The sequence below is a fragment of the Rhodopirellula europaea 6C genome (assembly GCF_000338295.1).
GTDB lineage: Bacteria > Planctomycetota > Planctomycetia > Pirellulales > Pirellulaceae > Rhodopirellula > Rhodopirellula europaea.
In genome coordinates this window covers 47,304-66,735 of the sequence record NZ_ANMO01000011.1, presented here as the reverse complement: position 1 = coordinate 66,735, position 19,432 = coordinate 47,304, and the positions used below count along the sequence as shown (strand labels likewise).

18 protein-coding genes are annotated in these 19,432 nt (G+C 55.7%); 15 read left to right on the top strand and 3 right to left on the bottom strand.

Annotated elements, in window-relative coordinates; genetic code table 11:
* Positions 1 to 98: 98 nt before the first annotated feature.
* The 9 genes from RE6C_RS00840 (at position 99) to RE6C_RS00800 (ending at position 11,083) form a co-directional block, all read left to right on the top strand.
* Positions 99 to 1,106 carry a hypothetical protein gene (locus tag RE6C_RS00840; protein ID WP_039960847.1) on the top strand — a complete coding sequence of 336 codons (1,008 nt, stop codon included), beginning with the start codon at positions 99 to 101 and terminating at the stop codon, positions 1,104 to 1,106.
* A gap of 31 nt (positions 1,107 to 1,137) precedes the next feature.
* Positions 1,138 to 2,973, top strand: a complete 1,836-nt coding sequence (locus tag RE6C_RS00835; protein WP_008652935.1) for a metallophosphoesterase family protein — start codon at positions 1,138 to 1,140, stop codon at positions 2,971 to 2,973.
* Between the two features lie 255 nt (positions 2,974 to 3,228).
* Positions 3,229 to 4,599, top strand: a complete 1,371-nt coding sequence (locus RE6C_RS00830; protein WP_008664116.1) for a Na(+)-translocating NADH-quinone reductase subunit A — start codon at positions 3,229 to 3,231, stop codon at positions 4,597 to 4,599.
* A gap of 5 nt (positions 4,600 to 4,604) precedes the next feature.
* A complete protein-coding gene (locus RE6C_RS00825) occupies positions 4,605 to 5,864 on the top strand; it encodes an NADH:ubiquinone reductase (Na(+)-transporting) subunit B (protein ID WP_008652922.1) in 1,260 nt (419 codons plus the stop codon).
* Positions 5,851 to 6,753, top strand: a complete 903-nt coding sequence (locus tag RE6C_RS00820) for a Na(+)-translocating NADH-quinone reductase subunit C (protein ID WP_039960845.1) — start codon at positions 5,851 to 5,853, stop codon at positions 6,751 to 6,753. The genes RE6C_RS00825 and RE6C_RS00820 overlap by 14 nt, the downstream gene beginning before the upstream one ends.
* A gap of 3 nt (positions 6,754 to 6,756) precedes the next feature.
* Entirely contained in the window at positions 6,757 to 7,383 is a 627-nt protein-coding gene (locus tag RE6C_RS00815) for an NADH:ubiquinone reductase (Na(+)-transporting) subunit D (RefSeq protein ID WP_008652920.1), read from the top strand.
* Between the two features lie 3 nt (positions 7,384 to 7,386).
* Complete coding sequence (gene nqrE / locus RE6C_RS00810; RefSeq protein WP_008652919.1) at positions 7,387 to 8,028, top strand: NADH:ubiquinone reductase (Na(+)-transporting) subunit E; 642 nt, start codon at positions 7,387 to 7,389, stop codon at positions 8,026 to 8,028.
* 135 nt (positions 8,029 to 8,163) lie between these two features.
* A complete protein-coding gene (nqrF, locus tag RE6C_RS00805) occupies positions 8,164 to 9,423 on the top strand; it encodes an NADH:ubiquinone reductase (Na(+)-transporting) subunit F (RefSeq protein WP_008652918.1) in 1,260 nt (419 codons plus the stop codon).
* A gap of 451 nt (positions 9,424 to 9,874) precedes the next feature.
* Entirely contained in the window at positions 9,875 to 11,083 is a 1,209-nt protein-coding gene (locus RE6C_RS00800; RefSeq protein WP_039960876.1) for an FAD:protein FMN transferase, read from the top strand.
* 61 nt (positions 11,084 to 11,144) lie between these two features.
* On the opposite strand, the gene RE6C_RS00795 is transcribed toward RE6C_RS00800, so the two are convergent.
* Positions 11,145 to 11,957 (bottom strand): 4'-phosphopantetheinyl transferase family protein, encoded by an 813-nt coding sequence (locus RE6C_RS00795; RefSeq protein ID WP_236617837.1) that lies wholly within the window; start codon positions 11,955 to 11,957, stop codon positions 11,145 to 11,147.
* Between the two features lie 101 nt (positions 11,958 to 12,058).
* On the opposite strand from RE6C_RS00795, the gene RE6C_RS00790 reads away from it, so the two are divergent.
* Positions 12,059 to 12,454: a hypothetical protein gene (locus RE6C_RS00790; RefSeq protein ID WP_037254518.1), complete on the top strand. Its 396-nt coding sequence runs from the start codon at positions 12,059 to 12,061 to the stop codon at positions 12,452 to 12,454.
* A gap of 26 nt (positions 12,455 to 12,480) precedes the next feature.
* On the opposite strand, the gene RE6C_RS00785 is transcribed toward RE6C_RS00790, so the two are convergent.
* Positions 12,481 to 13,482, bottom strand: coding sequence for a PEP-CTERM domain protein (locus RE6C_RS00785; protein ID WP_008652913.1), 1,002 nt, complete (start codon positions 13,480 to 13,482; stop codon positions 12,481 to 12,483).
* Between the two features lie 232 nt (positions 13,483 to 13,714).
* Here RE6C_RS00785 and RE6C_RS00780 point away from each other — a divergent pair, with 232 nt between their 5' ends.
* Together RE6C_RS00780 and RE6C_RS00775 are read left to right on the top strand one after the other, a co-directional pair.
* Positions 13,715 to 14,098, top strand: coding sequence for a hypothetical protein (locus tag RE6C_RS00780; RefSeq protein ID WP_008652911.1), 384 nt, complete (start codon positions 13,715 to 13,717; stop codon positions 14,096 to 14,098).
* A gap of 24 nt (positions 14,099 to 14,122) precedes the next feature.
* Entirely contained in the window at positions 14,123 to 14,596 is a 474-nt protein-coding gene (locus tag RE6C_RS00775) for a hypothetical protein (protein WP_039960875.1), read from the top strand.
* A gap of 162 nt (positions 14,597 to 14,758) precedes the next feature.
* On the opposite strand, the gene RE6C_RS00770 is transcribed toward RE6C_RS00775, so the two are convergent.
* Positions 14,759 to 16,303, bottom strand: coding sequence for a 3-keto-alpha-glucoside-1,2-lyase-like domain-containing protein (locus RE6C_RS00770; RefSeq protein ID WP_008652909.1), 1,545 nt, complete (start codon positions 16,301 to 16,303; stop codon positions 14,759 to 14,761).
* A 197-nt stretch (positions 16,304 to 16,500) separates the two neighbouring features.
* On the opposite strand from RE6C_RS00770, the gene hemB reads away from it, so the two are divergent.
* The 3 genes from hemB to RE6C_RS00750 all read left to right on the top strand — a co-directional run bounded on the left by hemB (position 16,501) and on the right by RE6C_RS00750 (position 19,391).
* On the top strand, positions 16,501 to 17,532 hold the full coding sequence (gene hemB, locus RE6C_RS00765) for a porphobilinogen synthase (protein ID WP_008652908.1): 1,032 nt from the start codon (positions 16,501 to 16,503) through the stop codon (positions 17,530 to 17,532).
* 84 nt (positions 17,533 to 17,616) lie between these two features.
* On the top strand, positions 17,617 to 18,354 hold the full coding sequence (locus RE6C_RS00760) for a class I SAM-dependent methyltransferase (RefSeq protein WP_008652907.1): 738 nt from the start codon (positions 17,617 to 17,619) through the stop codon (positions 18,352 to 18,354).
* 629 nt (positions 18,355 to 18,983) lie between these two features.
* Positions 18,984 to 19,391: a GntR family transcriptional regulator gene (locus tag RE6C_RS00750; protein WP_037254513.1), complete on the top strand. Its 408-nt coding sequence runs from the start codon at positions 18,984 to 18,986 to the stop codon at positions 19,389 to 19,391.
* Positions 19,392 to 19,432: the final 41 nt, after the last annotated feature.

The following is a 19,432-nucleotide window of genomic DNA, read 5'->3' as shown; positions in this document are numbered from 1 at the left end:
GGCTGCGGAGGACGGGTTACACTGTGGGTCCCTCCTCGTTGATGTCGCGAAGCGATTCAGCAACGCCCGCCTGTACAGCCTTTCTTGGCAACTCGCCGATGAAAAACAGCCCACCTAAAATTGCAGCTGAAGAAAAACGCCATTCCGCTCAGCGCGGGGCAAGCGAAGACGCCGCCGAGGGGGCCGCGAATGACTTTGGGTTGGTGATGATCCTTCGCTTGGCGGCGTGCCTGTGTTTCGCTGGTTGGACCTGGGTGCACTACTACTGGGAAGCTCCTTACGGAGTGCTGCTTTGGCAGGACGCAACGTATGACTTCGCCGAATCGTTGGGTGTGAGCTGGGACGAGTTTGTGGGGACCGGAGCCGACGATGGTTGGCTGCAAACGTGGTTGTCGCGAATCACATGGTTGTATGTTGGCTGCACCATTTTGACCCTGACCGTTCGGCGGCAATCCAAGTTTCAAATGATTGCCTTGGTCGGCAGTTGCGGTTTGTTGACCGTTTTGAGTTATGCGAAATACGTCGGTGCCCAGCGGCAGTTGCCGATGTTTGTGGAGCACGGCGGTCAAATACTCGCACCGCTATTGTTGGTGTTGGCATTGAGGTTTGGTGCTCGTCATCGAGTGACCATGATCGCGGCGATGGTTGCGATGATCATGACATTTGCTGGTCATGGTTGTTATGCGATCGGATGGTGGCCAACCCCGTCGATCTTCTACGGCATGATTTCGGTTTCGCTGGGCGTCGAATATGAAACCGCGAACACTTTGTTGCGAGCCGCCGGCGTACTGGATTTCGCGGTTTGTTTGGCGATCTTTGTTCCGGCGATCAGGATTTGGGCGGCCGGATACGCGACACTGTGGGGATTCTTCACCGCCGCGGCTCGGCCCGTCGCTGGCATGTCGATGAGTCTAAACTACTGGGGCGCGGACCAATTCCTCCACGAGGCGGTGTTGCGTGCGCCGCACTTTCTGATTCCTCTGTATCTGTTCGTTCTGTGGTGTCGGCAAAAATCCGCCGTGCCGTCTGAAGCGACAAAGCCAGCGAAACAACCCGCCACGACATCCGCTGATCATTCGGCGTTGGCGATCGAATTCACCTCATGAAAAACAACTTGTTGCCCCTTTAGGAACCGTCATGAAGTTATTGAAACGTTTGGCGTTGTGCTGTTTGGCACTGCTCGTCACTGCCGAATCTGTGTCCGCTCAACCCGGAAGGCGTCGGCGAGCGGATTTGAGCATTCCCAACGTCGCGAAAAAGGACGTCATTTGCTTTGCTCTGTACACGGTTCATGACAAAACGTTGAAGCTGACCGCGCAGCTTTATCCGCTTTCAGGCGGTGATCCCAAGGTAGCTCGACTGGAAATCGAAAAGAATGGTCAGTGGACCGAGGTCGCCAAGGCGAACGTGATCGAAGCGGGATGGACAGCACCATTCCGAGTCGAAAACTGGGACGATTCCAAGACCGTCAAGTATCGTGTCGCGCACGGTACCGAAGCGTTCTACGAAGGCACGATTCGAAAGAATCCAATCGACAAAGACGAGATTGTCGTCGCTGGATTCACCGGCAACTCGATCCAGCCCGCTCACGGCGGCGACATTTCGCGTCAGGACTTGATCGACAACGTGAACAAGGTCGACGCAGATGTGTTGTTCTTTTCGGGGGACCAAGTCTACGACCACAACCGTCACTATGCCGCTTGGTTGAAATTTGGCCGTGACTTCGGCGACATCATCAAGGATCGGCCGACGGTTTGTCTGCCCGACGATCATGATGTCGGCCAACCCAACCTGTGGGGCGAAAGCGGAAAGATCTCGACGCTCAGCGGCGCGGCTGATGGCGGGTATTCGCAACCCGGCGTCTACGTTCAAGAAGTCGAGCGAGCCCAAACCAGCCATCTGCCTGATCCGGTGGATCCGCACAAAATCGGACAAGGCATCGGTGTCTACTTCACCAATCTCAATTGGGGAAACATCGACTTCGCAATTCTAGAAGACCGCAAGTTCAAGACCGGGCCGGCCGGTCGCGTGCCAAAGCAGGGGCCTCGTCCTGATCACATTCGCAACCCGGAATACGATCCCGCCAGTGTCGATGTTGAAGGTGCGATTCTGTTGGGTGAGCGTCAATTGGACTTCATCGAAGACTGGGCGAAGGATTGGAGCGATGCCGACATGAAGGTCGCTTTGTCGCAAACGATCTTTTGTGGTGGTGCCCACATTCACGGGGCGGCAAACGGTCGTTTGCACGCGGACATGGATTCCAACGGCTGGCCTCAAACTGGACGCAACCGTGCTCTTGCAGCACTTCGAAAGGCCTTCGCGTTTCACTACGCCGGTGACCAACACTTGGCGACCATCTTTCATCACGGGATCGATGAATACCGCGATTCGATTTGGTCGTTCTGCGTGCCTTCGATCGCCAACTTGTATCTGCGTTGGTGGGAACCAGTTGAGCCAGGTGAAAATCGTGAGCCGGGGGCTCCTGAGTACACCGGCGACTCGCTGGATGGCTTCGCCAACAAAGTCACCAACTACGCCGCGGCCAATCCAGAGAAGAAACCTGCGGGCAATTTGTTGAACACGCGAGCCGCTGGATTTGGCATCGTTCGGCTCAACACCAGGACCCGCGATATCACGATGGAGTGTTGGCCGCGAAATGTGGATGTGACCGATCCTTCGGCCAAGCAATATCCCGGTTGGCCGCTGACGATTTCGCAGTTCGACAACTACAGCCCACCTTCGTGGGGAACGCTCGGCGAGATGACCTTCGACGTGGAAGATCCCGTCGTCCAATTGGTCGACGCGACGACCGATGAGGTTCTCTATACAGTCCGTGTAGCGGGAACGAAGTTCACGCCAGGGGCTCCGAAGGGAAAAACGTTCGTCGTGAAAGCTGGGAAGGACGCACCTGAGACGGTCGTCGCTGAAGCTGCGAAAGTGGGTGGCGAACCTGTCGAAGTGAAGCTCGACTGAGTCGTTTCTTTCGACCGATTTTGCGCCCAGCCGTGCCCTTAAAGTCTGCCCCGATTACTGGGGCGGACGCGGCCGAACCAGGTGGCAGATTTCCGTCCGCGAACGTCGATGATCTGCCGTTGTCAATCTTCTGACGCTATGCAATAGTGTCCACTTGCTTGGCCCGCGACATTTTTTCCGGTCTTTTCTTTCGGAAAAACGCTGCGGGCTTTGGCTCGAACCGACTTTGTTACAAATTTCACAAAGTGCCCATTCATGGCAACGACTCAAAGCGTGACCCGCATCAAAAAGGGTCTCGATCTGCCCATCACGGGATGCCCCGAACAGCACATGGAAGCTGGCCCGGCGATTCGCCAAGTGGCTCTGTTGGGCGACGACTACATTGGGATGAAGCCTACGATGTTGGTCTCTCCCGGCGACCGAGTCGTCTTGGGACAACCAGTTTTCGAAGACAAGAAAACACCCGGCGTGATCTACACGGCTCCCGCATCCGGCACGGTCGCCGATGTCGTTCGCGGTGCCAAACGCAAGTTCGAAGCGATTGTGATCGACGTCGACAATGATTCGACCGAGACAACCACGATCGATGGTATCGCTGGATCCGATCCAATATCGATCGCTCGCGAAAAGCTGGTCGACGGATTGGTTCAAATTGGGCTTTGGTCCGCGTTTCGGACTCGACCGTACGGCAAGGTGCCGACGATTGAATCGGCCCCTCATTCGATCTTTGTCACCGCGATTGATACCAATCCTTTGGCGGCCGATCCCGCGGTGGTTTTGGCGGATCGCAAAGATCAGTTTGTGATCGGTCTTCAAGCGTTGACGCGTTTGACCGACGGTGCCGTTCATCTTTGCCAAGCCGAAAAGGCATCGATTCCTGGCGGCGACGTCGCGGGTGTTCAGTCGGCATCTTTCGCCGGGCCTCACCCTGCCGGATTGCCTGGAACGCACATCCACCACTTGGATCCCGTCAGTCTCAACAAAACAGTTTGGTACATCGGTTACCAAGACGTGATCGCCATCGGTTCATTCTTGCAGACCGGTCAACTCGACACTCGACGAGTGATCTCGTTGGCTGGGCCAAAGGTCAACCAGCCTCGTCTGATCGAAACTCGTCTCGGTGCATGCATTGATGAGTTGGTTGACGGCGAAGTCGATACCTCGGTCAAGTTGCGTGTGATCTCCGGTTCGGTTCTCAACGGACACATCGCGACGGCCCCACATCAGTTCCTGGGACGCTACGACAATCAAGTGTCGGTCATCGAAGAAGGCGACCACCGCGAATTCTTGGGTTGGCAAAAACCGGGCTTCGACAAGTTCTCCGTCAGCCGCATTTTTGCATCGGCGATGACACCGGATCGCAAGTTCGATTTCACTTCGTCGACCGGCGGCAGTGAACGTGCGATGGTTCCACTGGGCACCTACGAAAAGGTGATGCCCATGGACATTTTGGCAACACAATTGTTGCGAGCTTTGATTGTTCGCGACACCGATTCGGCTCAGCAGCTCGGCGTGCTGGAGCTGGAAGAAGAAGACTTAGCCCTGTGCACGTTCGTGTGCCCCGGTAAATACGAATATGGATCCTTGATCCGAGAAAACCTGACAACCATTGAGCGTGAAGGTTAAGGAATATGAAAGCATTACGTGACGCATTTGACAGCGTCCACCCGTTCTTTGCCAAAGGCGGACTGCTCGAGAAAGCGTACCCAATGTACGAAGCTCTCGACACGTTCCTGTTCACGCCAGGCGAGACGGCTCACGGACGCACGCACGTGCGCGACAACATTGACCTGAAGCGCATGATGATCACGGTCGTCTTCGCGTTGATTCCGGTCACGTTGTTCGGCATGTGGAACACGGGGTACCAAGCCAATTCGGCCATCCAAAAGATGACCGAAGCCAACGTCGACGTCGATTACGATTGGCACCACACCGTTCATACCGCCATTGGTTTCGGGCACGACCCAGCCAACCACGTTGACAACTTCATGTATGGGGCGATCTTTTTTATCCCCATCTACGTCGTTTGTATGTTCGTCGGGGGGCACATCGAATTGGTCTTCAGTGTCCTGCGAGGGCACGAGATCAACGAAGGGTTCCTGGTCACCGGATTGCTCTTCCCGCTCACCTTGCCCGCCTCCATTCCGCTCTGGCAGGTCGCCGTGGGCATCGCGTTCGGGGTGATCGTCGCCAAGGAAGTCTTTGGTGGTACGGGGCGTAACTTCCTCAACGTCGCTTTGACATCGCGAGCGTTCCTGTACTTCGCATACGCTGGTCAAATTAGCGGTGACAAAGTCTGGACCGCTGTCGATGGTTTCTCCGGTGCAACCGCACTGGGGCAAATGGCCAACGCCAGCGAAGACGCCGTCGGATCGCTCGGTGCGGTTCAGTATGTCTGGGGTGCGGAAGAACCAATCACCTGGATGAGTGCCTTCATCGGAACGATTCAAGGTTGCGTTGGCGAAACCAGTGCATTGCTATGTTTGGTTGGTGCTTTGATCCTGATCGCCACCGGCATCGGATCCTGGAAGATCATGGCTGGCGTGGTTGCGGGTGTAACCGCGACGGCACTGTTGCTCAACGTTGCCGGTAGTGAAACCAATGCGATGTTTGCTGTGCCGTTTTATTGGCATCTGGTCATCGGCGGGCTCGCCTTTGGTCTGGTGTTCATGGCAACCGACCCGGTCAGTGCCTCGATGACCGAAATGGGCAAATGGGTGTATGGAATCTTAATCGGTTTCATGACTGTCCTTATCCGTGTCATTAACCCTGCTTTCCCAGAAGGCATCATGCTGGCGATCTTGTTCGGCAACGTGTTCGCACCGTTGATCGATTGGGGCGTCGTCCAACTCAATATCCGCCGGAGGGCCGCACGTTATGTCACAGCCTGATTCGACTATGAAAACGATCGTGACCGCGACAATTCTGTGCGTGGTCTGCTCGTTCGCCGTTAGTGCCGCCGCGGTGGCACTGCGACCGATGCAAGAAGAAAACAAAGTTCTCGACCGCCAACGCAACATTTTGGATGCTGCTGGTTTGTCGCTGGGCGAATTTGGGAAGCCAGCGGCTGAGCTGGACAAGGAACAGATCGAAGCGTTGTGGGCCTGGGTCAGTCCCGAGCTCGTCGACTTGGAAACCGGAGAGGTGAATGCTGATCTGGATCCAGAAAAATATGAGCCTCGTGAAGCAGCCAAGAAGGACGAAGACAGTATCGAGATCACCGATCCTCAATTCGACATCGGTGTGCCTCGTCGTGAAAAGGTCGCTCGCGTTTACTACGTGAAGAAACCAGGTAGCGAGAAGATCGAGATGGTCGTATTGCCAGTTTATGGCAAGGGCCTTTGGTCAACGCTGTATGGCTACATGGCATTGAAGAACGATCTTGAAACGATTGCTGGTCTAACATTTTACGAGCACGCTGAAACACCCGGACTGGGTGGCGAAGTGGACAACACGAAGTGGAAGGCCCAGTGGGTCGGCAACAAACTGTACGACACCGACGGCAACCCAGCCGCTCGTGTCGCGAAAGGACCTGCTCCCGATGGCGACGAGTTCGCTGTTGATGGTTTGTCCGGTGCCACGATCACCTGTCGTGGCGTGACCAACTTGGTTCGTTACTGGGCCGGTCCCAATGGATATGGTCCGTTTCTGGACAAAGTGAAGAAACGACTTACCGGTGACGCATCCGCGGAAGCCGATCAACCTGAATCCTCCGTCGAAAGCGGTGTCGAGCAATACGACATCGACAACGTCGGTCCCAAAGAACCGGTGGGAGAGTAAACCATGGCTGCCCCCAAAGTCGGCAAGGTCCTGTTTGGACCTGTCATCGACAACAACCCAATTGCGTTGCAGATCCTAGGCATTTGTAGTGCTCTGGCTGTGACGACCAGTATCCAGGTCTCGATCGTTATGTCGCTCGCGGTGATCGCGGTGACGGGATGTTCGAATGCCGCGGTCTCGTCCATTCGTCACTACATTCCCGGCAGCATCCGGATCATCGTTCAGATGACCGTGATCGCGTCGCTGGTGATCGTCGTTGACCAAGTGCTGAAGGCGTACATGTACGACATCAGCAAACAACTCTCGGTCTTTGTTGGTCTGATCATTACCAACTGCATCGTCATGGGACGTGCGGAAGGTTTCGCCATGAAGAACGGCGTGTGGATCAGTTTCCTCGACGGAATCGGAAACGGAATGGGATACGGATTGGTCCTGATCGTTGTCGCGTTCTTTCGCGAATTGTTCGGCAGCGGTTCGCTGTTGGGCTTCGAGCTCTTTCAACTGGACCGCAACGACGGCTGGTACAACCCGAACAACTTGATGCTGTTGCCGCCCAGTGCGTTCTTCATCATCGGGTTCATGATTTGGGTCATTCGTTTGAACAAACCCGAACAAATCGAAGAGGCCTAAGTCATGGTCGAACAATACCTCAGCGTCTTTTTGAAGGCGGTTTTCGTCGAGAACCTTGCACTCGCATTCTTCCTGGGAATGTGCACGTTCTTGGCCGTCAGTAAAAACGTCAAAACGGCAATCGGTTTGGGCATCGCGGTCATCGCGATTGAAACCATCACCGTGCCCGCCAACCAACTGATCTACAGCCTGCTGCTGAAGAAGGGTGCGTTGACCTGGGTCAATGATCTCTTGATTAGCACGGACACTTACAACTTCGCGGAGGTCGACCTGACCTTCCTCGGGTTCATCAGTTACATCGGTGTAATCGCCGCCATGGTTCAGATCTTGGAAATGTTCCTCGATCGATTCATGCCCAGCCTTTACAACGCCCTGGGGATCTTCCTTCCCCTGATCACTGTGAACTGTGCCATCCTTGGTGCGTCGCTGTTCATGGAACAACGTGAGTATCCGTTTGGCGAATCGGTCGTTTTCGGATTCGGATGCGGTGTCGGTTGGGCTCTGGCGATCATGGCTTTGGCTGGTATTCGCGAAAAATTGAAGTACAGCGACGTTCCTCCGCCACTTCGCGGTTTGGGAATCACGTTTATCACGGTTGGTTTGATGTCATTGGCATTCATGTCGTTCAGTGGCATCCAGCTGTAACGGATCCTATCCGTCGCAAAAACGTGCGTCAGCCGCTTGGCTGGCAGCAGTGAGTTTGTCAGCCCCCACGGCTGACGTGAGTTTTGACTGTCAGGCTGAATCGCCTCGCGTGCACCCCTCAACTTTTGATTTAAAATGCTTTCCCTTCCACTGATGATTGCGGCCTCGGCCAGCACGGTCGTCATTCTTGGCGTCGTCATGTTCACCGTCGTGGTGATCGCGTTGGTGTTGCTGATTTTGGCTGCCAAGAGCCAATTGGTTGCGTCCGGCCCGGTCAAAATCATGATCAACGGCCAAAAAGAGATTTCCGTCCCCGCTGGCGGAAAGCTGCTCGGTGCTCTCGCCGATGCGGGCATCTTCGTCAGCAGTGCTTGCGGCGGCGGTGGTACCTGTGCCCAGTGCAAGGTCAAGGTTGCTGAAGGTGGTGGAGATTTGTTGGCGACCGAAGCTGGTCACATCAACAAAAAGGAAGCTGCCGAAGGTGAACGATTGTCATGCCAAGTCGCGGTGAAAACCGACATGGTCGTGGAAGTTCCACCGGAAGCGTTCGACACCCAGAAATGGGAATGCACGGTCAAAAGCAACGACAACGTTGCCACGTTCATCAAAGAATTCGTCCTTCAGTTGCCTGAAGGTGCAGAAGTCGATTTCCGTGCGGGTGGCTACATTCAAATCGAATGCCCGCCTCACGAAATTCACTACAAAGATTTCGACATCGCCGAAGAGTATCACCCCGATTGGGACCAGTACAACATTTGGCGTTACGTGTCGAAGGTGGAAGAGCCCGTTGTGCGTGCGTATTCGATGGCCAACTACCCCGGTGAGAAGGGCATCATCATGCTCAACATCCGGGTCGCGTCGCCACCGCCACGTGCTCCCGAAGGAACTCCTCCGGGGAAGATGAGCAGTTACATCTTCTCGCTCAAACCTGGTGACAAAGCCACGATCAGCGGTCCTTACGGTGAATTCTTCATCAAGGACAGCGACGCTGAAATGGTGTACATCGGTGGTGGTGCCGGGATGGCACCTCTGCGAAGTCACATCTTCGAGTTGTTCAAACGTCAAAAGACGGACCGCAAGGTCAGCTACTGGTACGGTGGTCGTAGTCTTCGCGAATTGTTCTACATCGAACATTTCCGTGAGATCGAAAAGGACTTCCCGAACTTCAAGTTCAACATTGCGTTGTCCGAGCCACAACCGGAAGACAACTGGGACGGCTACGTTGGATTCATTCACCAAGTCTTGCTGGACAACTACCTCAGCAAACACCCCGCACCGGAAGACATCGAGTACTACATCTGTGGTCCACCCATGATGAACGCAGCCGTGTTCCGTATGCTGGATGACTTGGGCGTGGAACCTGAAAACATCGCCTACGATGACTTCGGCGGCTGATCAGGCAGTGAGTGGCTTACATTGCCAGCCAGTTTGAAGGCAACTGAGGGCCTCAGTTGCCTACGAGATTGATGCGACTGAGAGCCTCAGTCGCCTACGAGTGAGCCACCGTCCGAGTCTCTCGGTTGCGACGCGTTTATGTAGACAACCGAGGCCCTTCGGTTGTCATGTTTCACGTCGGCAACCGAGGCCCTTCGGTCGCCTTCCTGATTGCGAGTGCAAACGATTGTATTCGGGATGGTCACCAATCTCGTTGGCCAAACCGCTCACGCAACACGGACTGATCGCCGAACGGATTCTTCGCTCAGGACTCCAGCTCCAACCCAATGCGAATCTTTCGATGAGAACTCATTCCAGCGTTGTCGCTTTCTTTGGAGGTTGGTTCCTCGCAGCGTGTTGTTTGGCGGCGACCGCACATGCCGCCGATCCACTGACCTTTCGCGGTGCAACGATGGGCACGACCTACATGGTCAAAGTCCACTCGCCGCCGGAGCAACCGGATTGGGCGTCGGAGACCGAAACGGCGATCGACCGTGAGTTGCGTTCGGTCAACGATCAAATGTCGACGTATTTGAAGTCGTCTGAGTTGAGCCAATTCAATGCATCCGAATCCACGGATTGGTTCGAGGTCAGTGCCGACACCGCTCGTGTTGTCGCCGCCGCGTTGGAACTGTCTGAAAAAACAGATGGGGCGTTTGACGTTACGGTGGGACCGCTGGTGGATCGATGGAGCTTTGGCGCCGGCGAACGCAAAAACGACGTCCCCAGCGAAACGGAGTTGGACGAGTTGCAGAAGAGCGTTGGCTATCAGCATTTGGAAGCACGTTTGGATCCGCCGGCACTGAAGAAGGACATCGCGGATCTGCGAGTTGACCTGTCTTCGATTGCCAAAGGCCATGGCGTGGATCGGATCGTCGATTTGTTGGCTGGTCGTGACGCTGAAAATGTGTTCGTCGAAATTGGCGGCGAGGTTCGTGTGACCGGCGACAAGTCCGGTGAATCATGGAAGGTTGGGATTCAACGACCCGACGCGGGTGGGCAAGAATTGATGGTCGCTCACAAGATTCGCGATGCTGCGATGGCAACCTCCGGTGACTATCGAAACTTCTTTGAGGTCGATCAGCAGCGTTACTCTCATACCATTGATCCACGGACCGGACGCCCCGTCACCAATGGACTGGCGTCAGTCAGCGTGATCACGGATAGCTGTATGCTTGCCGATGGTTGGGCGACGGCGCTGAATGTTGTTGGGCGCGAAGAAGCGATGCGTTTGGCTCGTGAGAACGACCTCAGCGTGTTGATCGTGCAGCGATTGAGCGACCGCTTAGTATCCAGTGGGACGGGCGAGTTGGCTGAATACGCCGATGTTGATGTTCCTGCTGATGTGTCCGTCGTGGATGACGCTGCCAATAAGTCCGAGAAGGCCGAGGCGAAAACGTTCGCTCAGCGAATGGCACCAGTGCTGTTGATGACCGGGATCACGTTTGGCGCCGTGTTGTTGGCGATGGCGGTCGGGGTGATCTTCGGCCGGCAAGCGATCAGCGGATCCTGCGGCGGCTTGAATGCCAAGGTTGACGAAGACGGCGTTTCTCGCTGCACGATGTGCAGCACCCCTTCGGAAGCCTGCCAAGAGCTTCGGGACAAGATGGCTGCGAAGTAGGCTGGCTTAGAAGTAGGTCGTAGGCGAGATGCCGATGCCTCGGCTGTTCGCCGAGCTGGAGCTAGCAGTCTTGCATTCGTTTTCGGAAATCGGAGAGTTCGATTTTGGGAACGATATCGCTGGTTTTGGTGCCGAGTGCGACCGCGGCGATGTAACCTTGCCGAGGAATCACGTTGCGGATCTGCCAATGACGACCCTGCGCGAGTGATTCGTCTTTCAGGACCAAGCGTGGGGAGTTGGACGACGCGTTTACAAACGCAAATTGGTCCAGCGGTGTGTTCAGGCCGGTACCGATCGCTTTGATGAACGCTTCTTTCAGCGTCCAGATTTTCAGGAACAAAGCTTGTTTTGCGTCGTCGTTTTTGACTCGGTCGAGCTGCTCGATTTCTTCCGGAGCGAAATACCGCTGAGCGAGTCCGGGATCGGTTTTTCGGTCCAGGCCTTCGATATCGACGCCCAGCCATTCATCCGCTGCTTCGGCACCGATTCCGCAGATCACCAGGCCTTTTGTGTGTGCGATGTTGAACGGCCGACGCAATTGCTCGGGCGTTTCCACGATGGGTTTGCCGTGGTCCAAGTTTCTGAATTGGATCTGATGCGGGGCGGTGTTCGTGTCGGCGATCAAGAAACGAGCCATGCCCCGGCCGATCACGTGTTGATGCCGTGCCGAGGCGACTCGGAATTTGGCGGCCGATTGATGTTCTTCTTGCGGCAGCCACCTCATGCAAAATGATTCGATTTTGCCGGGTGTGTCGTGGGCCGCCGAGGCGTACCAAAGCTGGATCGGAGATTGTTTGGTCAGCGGGCGATTCGGCGCAGCAGAGGGCTGTTGCGAGTCGGCGGCGTTCGATTGTACGGGGGGCGTTTTCGTCATGGCTGCCATGATCGACAAAACTGGGCCCACCCGTCAATCACGCTGACGGGGATCTGCAGAATCGTTGTTCGCAAGTGCGGCGATCACACGATGAGAACAATATGATCCGCCACCCACTTTCAGTGCCGCGTTTGCTCGCCGAAGACGCTCTCGAAGCGATTTCGTTTGACCGAGGGACGTTGTGGTTGGTCGCAGGATTTTTGCTGTTGGGTTGGGTTTTGGCGCGAATGACGATTTCGCGAAAGAAGAAGGCCATTCAGCAACGGGGCGAAAGCCGCGAAACTCAGCGGCGTTTGGATTCAGAGGTCAAAACAGCTCTTCCGCTCAGCGACGCTCCGATAGAGACCCAGCGTTGGCAGGTCGCGATGTTCGACTTGCAACGCGAATTGACCGGCGACCTGGATACCCGCATCGCGGTCGTTCAAAACCTCATTCGACAAGCCGACCAACGAATCGCGGTGCTGCAGGAGTTGGAGCGTCGCCAGCAGGCGGGGTGAGCGTCGGATAGCGGGCAATGAACGGTTCAGGCTGCAGTTTTGGCCAGAGGAAAGCTGCGGTTGGACCGTCGCCAGGCAAGCACACAAAATAGTGAGGCGAGGACCAAAACAAGTGATGTAGGTTCAGGTACCGCGGTCGCGCTCGCGTTTGCGTAACCGATGTCCTGCAAAATCCCAATCTCGATTTCTGAGTAGGTACGTCGCGTAACCTGGGGGGCGATGCTGAACTGCATCACGCTGTTCGAGTCTAAAATGTGCGAAATACTTGAGCCATCATTGAATGTCGCTGGGGAATAGATGTCGACGACGGAGGCTGCATTGGCGACAGAGGCATTCACGCCATCAAAAACCACTGAGTTAGAAGTGAGGTCCGCGGGAGTTCCGATGAATTCACCGGATGCGTTGAAGAGTTCAGTACCGTCGTCAAGTCGCAGAAATTGATCGTAGGTGGAGTAGGTATTGCTTGTTGAATCTGATACGCCAATCGGGCTAGTTCCGTCCGAGTTCATCAGGCTTGCAAAACCGATTGCGTGACTGATTTCATGAAGCGAAACGCTAAACAGGTCAAATTCGCCAGCATCGGGCGCCGCCAGTGATTCATTCCATGAATACCCAAAATCAAAACGTGCTGAGCCATGCGATCCTGTGATCGAGGTTCCGGGCCCGACATTCAGAATGTTCTGCTGGACGATCCCCTGCTGAAATCCACCGCCAAAGAAATATGAGGAGCCTGCCGATGCGAGAGAACCGGTGCCAGATGTCAGCGACTCACGGATGGTCAGATTGACCGTTCCAGATTCATTCAATACATCGGATACGTAGCTCAGTGCTGATTCAAAAACTGAACGACGGGCGGCACCGGTAGAGCTGTCATCAAAGCCAACACCCGAGTCATTGCTGATGTCTTCGTAGGTGAGGTTCCAGGTAATTGCTGCGAAAGACGATTGTCCAATTACCAGGCAAAATACGAAAGTAGCACCTGCAATGCATCGAAGAGAGAAGCTGTTCTGGGTGTAGATCTGCTGCATCCACCTGGCCACTGACTGAATGTTTAGAATAGCAGTGCGAGTTGTATGCACCGCTTGCTCGAAATGCACTCAGCAACCTTAGCCGCACGACGTTTTGAAAACAATGAATTGGGAAGAATGAGCCGGGTGCATATTGCAGCGAAGGGCGTCATTCGGGGGATGGTGTCGGGATGGTTTTGAATTGTCAGTCCTGAGTCATGGCAATCATGGTAGGCTCTTTTCGGAGAATCGCTTGTTTCGCTTCAGTCTCGCCACGCTGATTGCTTTGCCGATCGTGGTGGCGTCGTTTGACTTTGCGGTCGTTCATCCGGTGATCGCGACGGTTGTTTACTTCGCCATCGCAGCGATGTTGTTTCTCTACGGGGTGACCGCGAAGCAGGTTGAAACGCAATTGGACGTGAAGTCCAGGCCCGGGTTCGTTTTCGCGACGGGCTGTTTGATTGCATGTGTGTTGGTTCTGATGTCCGTGCAAACCCTGAGAAAAACGTCTCGGAAGTTTCGTGAATGGTCGGTGGCACATCGCATGGAACGCTCGGGCTATCGAAAGGTTTGGGATGAGCCGACCTACGGGCGGAACGGGCAGGTCCTTTCACGAGGGTACCGTTGGGAAAAGTGATGTTTGCGAACGCTCAGTGGAGCCATGACGAATCCATATGAGAATCAGTCGCTGATTGAAGATCGCTATCAGGTGGATGTCGTTCGCACGCCCCTGACGTACATGCATGCACTGTCGGTCGGAGTTGGGGTGTCGATCATCACCCCGGTCTACTTGTCCGTGAGTTGGCATGTTCGATCGGGAACCCTCTGGGTTTCCGACATAACTTTCTTGCTGCGTGAGTTCACGATCCCGGTGACCTTCGGAATCGCCTTGGCGTTGTTGGGGGCGTGGTTGGTGCCTTCCCGTGTGAGCCGATGGCTGACGGCCTACCGCCTCTTGGTGCCATTCATCGTGCTCACTGCATTGTTCTCCACGATGTTCACGTTGCTGGGCTACGGTTACCTCAACCAGTCCATCCAGATAGGCCGTATTTACCTGACGTCGCTGTCGGCGTTCCATGCCGTGATCGTCGCCACCGCCGTGTTCTTGCACCTCGCCTGCCGCCCGCGACCTTGATTGCGTAGGTCAGGTCCTACCTGACGATCATAGAAGGCCGGTGATTGATGGGCTTGTGAGGGGACGGGGTGTCGCCTCGCTTTGTTCCAAAGCATCGGCTTGATCGCCAGGTACAACCTGGCCTACCGATGCTGTGTCGATTCTGCGTGATGCAAACTGTGACTAGTTCAGGTCGCGAATTTTGATGTCGCGCCAGCTGACTTCGTAGGGGCCGGTGCCGGCTTTGATGCCGTGCACCTGCAGACCAAGGAAACCGTTGGTGGAGGACTCGGGATCTTGGATGTCACTGATCTTTTGATCGCCGATCCAAACTTGAATACGGTTGCCATGGGCTCGAACCAAGTAGCGGTTGAATTTGCCGTTCTTGTACGCATCCTTGATCGGTTGTTCTTTGGTGATCCAGCCTCGGCCCGTGGCTTCCGAGTAGATGTAGCCGGCTTCACCTGGAGCCGACTCAATTTCGACTTGTGGCCCGTAGACTCGTCCGCCCTTTTCACGTGACTGCGAACGAATTTGAACGCCGCTGTTGAGGCCTTCGTCCACGTTGACTTCGAAGGTCAATTCGAAGTTGTCGTAGTTTTCGTTGCTGCACAGGAACGAGTTTGGGCTGCCTTCGGATGTTGTGCCGACGATCGTGCCGTCTTCAACGCGATATTTCGCGGTGCCATTTTTGCGGTTCCATCCGTCCAGGCTCTTGCCGTCAAAAAGTGATTTCCATCCTTCTGCTTTCAAGTCCGGTGCAGCGTCGAAATTGACGTTGCTGTTCGACGAGGCAGATTGTCCGTCGCCTTCGACATCGGACGCGTTTGCAGGGGCACCGGTCGCGGCTTCGTCGCTGCCCATCTTCGCAGCAGGAACGGCTGGCAGAGTCACTTCGCCGTTCGCGGCCCATTCGGTTCCGCGGCGAAGCGACGTTTGGAACGCGAGTCCATTCATGGCGGCAACGTCGTGTCCAAGTGTTGTGTGAAAGACTCGGCCCTTTCCGAATTCGATCGTCATCAAGATGGGCTCGTGTTCGCCAGTGCCGCCCGTTGCCGGGTTGCTGTAGGCGGTCGCCAGCACGTTCATGTTCTCGGCTGGGCCACGCAGTTTGCCGTACAGTTCGTCAGCGACTTGCAAGAACGATTTGGGCAAACCAGCGGTGATTGGATGCGAAGCATCGCGAACGACCATCATGAAGGGCACGCGTTTGCCGTGTTGTCCGCCGCCACCTTTTGACATGTCGCGTGTGAATTTCTTTTGGTCTTCTTTCCAACGAACATATGGGCCGTCTTTTTCATTCCGACCGCCCCAGCCGCCCAGGCCGATCATGCGGTTGTAAGCGTCCCATTTGGGGAACGAATTGTCGGCAGCGTGAACGGTCACAAATCCGCCACCTTCACTGACGTAGGTCTCGAAAGCCTTTTCGGTTTCGGTCGACCAAGCTTCGCCGTTGTAGTTGGACACCACGACGTCGTAATCGGAAAACTTGGGTGCAAAGCCAGCCTTGTCTTCGCCCTTGCCCGGTGCGGTCGCGACGGTGACTTTGGCGAAGTCACCCGATTCCAGTGTGGCTTGGATCAGGGGTGTGGTTTCTTTCCACTTGTGATTGTTTTGACCGTCGATCAACAACACGTTCAGCGGTTTGGCTGAGTCTTGTGCGACGGCAATGGTGGACGAGGTGAGCACCGCGAAAGCGGCGAGGAGAGTGCAAAGTCGAAATTTCATCGGCGTTGAATCTGTGGGGTGGGTGGAGCTAGGTGAAATTCGAAAAACGTCCCTTTCCGGACGTGATTGAGCGGGGGATTAGTTTAGCAGATCGGTCGGGTAGGCTTGGCACGATCTGTGACGCAAAATGGAAACATCTCGCAGCGGACCAGTGACCAAGCATCGCGTCCGCCGCCGTTCCTCTATCGATTCCATGGGTGTTCGTTTTGTCCCAATTCTCCGGCTCTCCCGCTCCTCGTGCCGCTTTTCCCGCCACCCGATTGCGTCGCGTTCGTGCGACGGACTGGTCTCGCCGCCTCGTCCGGGAAACGACGTTGTCGGTGGACGATTTGATCTGGCCGCTCTTCGTGATGGATGGTTCTGGTCAGCAGCCTGTTGGTTCGCTGCCCGGTGTGAATCGGCTGGGGGAATCCGAGGTCGTTTCGGCGGCCAAGCGTGCCGTCGACTTGGGCATCCCCGCGATCGCATTGTTTCCAGCGACAGATCCGAAACTCAAATCCGAAGACGCGGCCGAAGCTTACAATCCGGACAACTTGGTCTGCCGAGTCACACGGCAGATCAAGGATGCGGTGGGCGATTCGCTGGGCGTGATTTTGGATGTCGCCTTGGATCCCTACAGCAGCCATGGGCAGGACGGGTTGGTGCGGGATGGACAAGTCATCAACGACGAAACCGTCGATGTGCTGTGCAAGCAAGCGATTGTGCAAGCCGCGGCGGGATGCGATGTTATCGCGCCAAGTGACATGATGGATGGACGCATTGGAGCGATCCGATCGGCTCTGGATGGAGCCGGGCATTCGGGCGTGCAGATCATGTCGTATGCGGCCAAATACGCCAGCGCGTTTTATGGACCGTTCCGAGATGCGGTCGGATCCGCGGCCAATCTTGGGGCGGCGGACAAGAAGACTTACCAGCAATCACCGGCTCAGTCCGATGAAGCGATTGCGGAAGTTGCATTGGATTTGGCCGAAGGCGCCGATAGCGTGATGGTGAAACCGGGAATGCCCTACCTGGACATCGTCGCTCGAGTGAAGCAAACCTTTGGTGTGCCAACGTTTGCCTATCAAGTCAGCGGCGAATACGCGATGCTGCGTGGTGCCGCCGATGCGGGGTGGCTCGACGGTGACGCCGTGATCCTGGAAAGCTTGCTTTCGTTCAAGCGTGCTGGTGCCGATGGCGTGCTGACTTACTTTGCCGCCGATGCAGCGGAGTTGCTTCACCGCAGTTGATCTTGCTCAACAACTTCCCCCGTAGGATGGTCTTCCAAGACCGTCCTGCAAATTCCGCAAGTCGATCTTCCAAGACCATCCAAGTTGAACGCGACGGTCTTGGAAGACCATCGTACGGGCGATAAACCGCTTCTTTCTTTATTCGATCTTTCGCAAACACAATTCAGCATGGCCGATTCACTTTCATTCGCTTGGCACTGGGAAGACACCTTGATCGCCGGCCAGGAACGACCTTTGGCGGTGGCTTCCGATCCCGACGCGATGTTGATCGAGGCTTGCGAGCGACAAGACGCTGGTGAAGAGGGCGTGATCGATCCCTTTTGGGCGACGACTTGGCGGGCGGCGTCGGGGCTCGATCGTTTTTTGGATCGAGTTCCCATTCACAACCAAGACGTGTTGGAAGTTGGCTGCGGGACCGGGCATGCTGGGATCGCGGCCTTGCTGCGCGGGGCTCGTGTGACGCTGACTGATGGCGTCGAGGACCCGTTGCAATTGGTGCGACTCAGTTTGTCTCGATTGGGTTTGCACGCTGACGTCCGGGTCTTCCGGTTGGGAGAGGATTCGCTGGCACCGAAGAAGTTTCCGTTCATCCTGGGCAGCGATGTCACCTACCTGAGAACGCTGTGGCCGGAGTTGTTGCAGTCCGCCGCCGAACATTTGACCGAGGATGGGCAATTGATCTTGAGTGACCCTCAACGATTGATCGCGACCGAGTTTTCTCAGTGGGTGAAGGACAAGCCATGGGATTACACCGAGCACACGGTGGAGATGGATGATGATCCAGAGCATCCCATTCGCATCATGGTTTTGACGCAAGGATAAGGTGCTGTTTCGGGGGCGGTGTAGCCGGATTCGCCAGAATTCGGACTCACCTGATTCAACGCTCAGTGCGGATGCGTTCCCCTTTTGACACAGAGGCGGAGAGACGCGGGGGCGCAGAGAGGTTCTCCCGGTTTTTGGCATCCTCCTGCCGACCTTCGAAGCCACGCACTCCCGCAGGTCCCACTCGAACTTCTCGGTAGGCCCCTGCGTCTCCGCGTCCTGGCGTCTCTGCGTCAACAAATTCCCGACCGAAGACACGGGCAACGTCCTGCGTTTTTCTGCAAAGCAACAGAGTAGAACAGTTGTCCCCAACTGTTTGCGTGCCAGGGACGAAAGCTTCGAGCCGCGCAAAGCGAACGCGGTAAATCTTTGACATTGGATGTGGTCCCGCGAAGTCATGCGTCATGACGGAACGATTGGGGGTCAATCGTTCTACTCTGGTGACGTCTCGTGGTCGCCTCGCTTTGTTCCAAAGCATCGGCTTGATCGCCAGGTACAACCTGGCCTACGGCAGCGTACGCATCTCGGCCTACCAAAACTTCTTTTGCAAATTCGCTTGACTCTCTCTTGTGACCGCTGTACCGTGTAACCAGTACACCAGTTAACCAGGTTTGGGCATCGGTGCGAATATGTTTTTTACAGTCGACCCTTCCAATGGCGTGGCGATCTATTCCCAGATCGTTCGCCAAGTGAAATTCGCTGTCGCGGAGCAAACACTGCGTCCGGGGCAGCTTCTTCCCAGCGTTCGGCAGCTTAGCCAGCAATTGGCGGTCAACCCAAACACCGTGGCTCGGGCGTTCCAGGACCTGCAATCCGAGGGCGTGATTGAAACGCTTCGCGGACGCGGGGTTGTGGTCTGCAAAGGCGCCGTCGAGCGTTGTCGCAAACAGCGGCAGTCGCTCCTTGCGGAACGCCTATCCGCGGTATTGACCGAAGCTCTGCAAGCGGGGCTGTCAGCCAAAGAGGTCCGCAAGCTCGTCGATGAGCAACTTCGGACTCTCGACGGAACCATCGAAGCGATTGCCGAATTGCAATGAGCTTGCCATGCGGGCGAGCAAGATGCCTCGGCCGCGTTTGA